This is a genomic window from Legionella feeleii, from assembly GCF_001467625.1.
GTDB classification, from domain to species: domain Bacteria; phylum Pseudomonadota; class Gammaproteobacteria; order Legionellales; family Legionellaceae; genus Tatlockia; species Tatlockia feeleii.
Genome location: NZ_LNYB01000036.1, coordinates 1 through 2,322 on the forward strand (window position 1 = coordinate 1; position 2,322 = coordinate 2,322).

Sequence of the window (2,322 nt, forward strand, 5' to 3'; positions counted from 1 at the left end):
ATGGCAGTTCCATAACAGTCTATGAATCGGTTTAAATTTGTTCAAACAGCAGAATTTATTGGAAACGATGGCTCAGTGAGATTTGCTGCTTTTTACCCGATAATAAGTAGTTCAAATAAACCTTGAACCTCAGTATATATTAAACATATTCAGTGAAACAGTTAATTGAACTAATGTAATACGGCAATGGTCAAATAAACACAATTTTCAATTGTTAATTTAAACGGTGGTTTTTCTGAACTCTATTAGAAACACCAACCTTCATCGACTTTTTGAAACTTTGATATTGAAATGGGAATTTGAAGGGGGGTAGGGCGATAGTTAAGGTACTCTCTTATAGCAATTTGCATTATTGAAAAACCGTCGTTTAATGAGACGCTGTCTTAGGTTTTACCAATGGAATTTTTTGATATTTGTTTTTATAACGCGTCTATACTCACTAAATATAATGGAGCAAGTTTATGAATACATATACGGAAGTTATAGACGGCCATAAATGTAAATTTGATATAAGCGAATATAAAGGTCAGTATCATGGCCTGGTAGATATAGAAGATCCATGTATTATAGATTCCCGAATTATCGAGAAAACTCTTCACCCTACAGAGGGGGATGTCTTAGAAAAGTTAAGAGGAGCTGTAAGACGTTTTACACAAACACCTTCTTATGCTCATCCATTAGATAGAAACGGAAAAATGCAGGAAGTGGGAACAATATGCTTTAGATGCAATCGAAAGATAACTACAGATGATATGGGGATTGGGAGTTTTGAGTAACAATTAAAGTATAAGAACAAAAGCGACATCTTTAGGTGGATTTTATATATCGAATGCAAGAATTAACGGTCAACTCAGTGGTTGGGTAGTTCATTGCATAGAGCATTGAGAAGAGTAGGATACTGTTTAGCAACCCCCGTTTTTATAGAGGACATACTGCGACAACAAATTTCTTGACTATAGGTTTGAATCTATATAGTATATAACCTATATTTAAAATAGGATGAAAGCATGTGGGCAATCGAAACGACAGATACTTTCGATGAATGGTTTAGTGCCTTAGATGATACCAACAGAGCCGACGTACTTGCGTCAATCTTTGTACTTCAGGAGAAAGGACCCATGCTGTCCAGGCCACATGCAGACACGGTTAATGGTTCATGCCACAACAATATGAAGGAGCTTAGGGTTCAAAGCAAAGGCGATCCGATTAGGGTGTTTTTCGCTTTCGATCCTACAAGGAGAGGAATTTTGCTTTGTGCTGGCAACAAGACAGGTAAAGAGAAACGATTTTATGATGTAATGATCCCGATTGCTGACCGTGAGTTTACGGCACATCTGGAACGACTTAAGAAGGAGTAACCATTATGGCTAGAACTCTTGAACAGCTTTTGGCAGAGGAAAAACCAGAAATTATTGCAGAAGCTCGGGAAAAAGCTGCGGACATGTTGCTTAATATTCATCTGGCTGAATTGCGCGAGCTTGTACAAAAAACTCAAGTAGAAGTTGCTCAAACTCTTGGAATTAAGCAGCCCACAGTGGCTGAGATGGAAAAGCGCGGGAGGGACTTGAAACTTTCATCTCTCAAACGCTATGTTGAAGCGACAGGAGGAAAACTGCGCCTTGATGTAGAACTTCCTAATGGGACACATTACGGGTTTTCTGTTTAATCTTTAAAAAACTTGAGATTCCGTAGCATGCTCCCATCACCAAAGTAATGTAACATGTTGGTGTTGGAAGTATGTTATGGGTGAATTCTACTTCTTATATAATCTTGTTTGATAATTACCAAACCAGTCTATGGAAATTCCGAATATGGTAATAATAGATAGCCTCAATTCATAAACAAACTTAAACGTTTCTTCATGAATTGAGAGCATTAAAAACTAACTCACTCTAAAGGCAGGTATTAACCTAGCAAACGGTTTTAAAGTACCTGCATAAACTACTCCATCCTCAATTTGTACAATATTTAAATGAGGTATGGTAATGACTTTATTCTTATCAATTTTGATTCCAAATGAGCCAGACAAAACTCGATCTTTAAAATGAGGCTCATCTTTTAGACTCTTAGGGGTCCTGTGGAAGAACTGACAAAAAGGGGGATTTCAGCTTAATCTAATAAAATGTGTGGTTCCCACCATAAAGGAGCGCTTTCCTTATAGCTATGTTTTTTATTCGGAACTACCAAATTTGGATTTTTTAGCGAAGCAATAGTGATACAGATATTTGAATATGGGGTTCTAGCCGCAAACCTCAGAAATTTCCGGACGGTTTTTGGTCACTTTGCTTTTTCTTAACCTCCGCAAAAGAACCTTGCCTATTA

At 37.3% G+C, this 2,322-nt stretch carries 3 protein-coding genes; all 3 read left to right on the forward strand.

Annotated elements, in window-relative coordinates:
- Nucleotides 1-461 precede the first annotated feature (461 nt).
- The 3 genes from Lfee_RS06210 (at nucleotide 462) to Lfee_RS06220 (ending at nucleotide 1,666) form a co-directional block, all read left to right on the forward strand.
- On the forward strand, nucleotides 462-776 hold the full coding sequence (locus tag Lfee_RS06210) for a hypothetical protein (protein WP_058444974.1): 315 nt from the start codon (nucleotides 462-464) through the stop codon (nucleotides 774-776).
- Between the two features lie 231 nt (nucleotides 777-1,007).
- The gene (locus Lfee_RS06215) at nucleotides 1,008-1,358 is read left to right on the forward strand and encodes a type II toxin-antitoxin system RelE/ParE family toxin (RefSeq protein ID WP_058444977.1); all 351 of its coding nucleotides are present in this window, start codon (nucleotides 1,008-1,010) and stop codon (nucleotides 1,356-1,358) included.
- A 5-nt stretch (nucleotides 1,359-1,363) separates the two neighbouring features.
- Nucleotides 1,364-1,666: a helix-turn-helix domain-containing protein gene (locus Lfee_RS06220; RefSeq protein ID WP_058444979.1), complete on the forward strand. Its 303-nt coding sequence runs from the start codon at nucleotides 1,364-1,366 to the stop codon at nucleotides 1,664-1,666.
- Nucleotides 1,667-2,322: the final 656 nt, after the last annotated feature.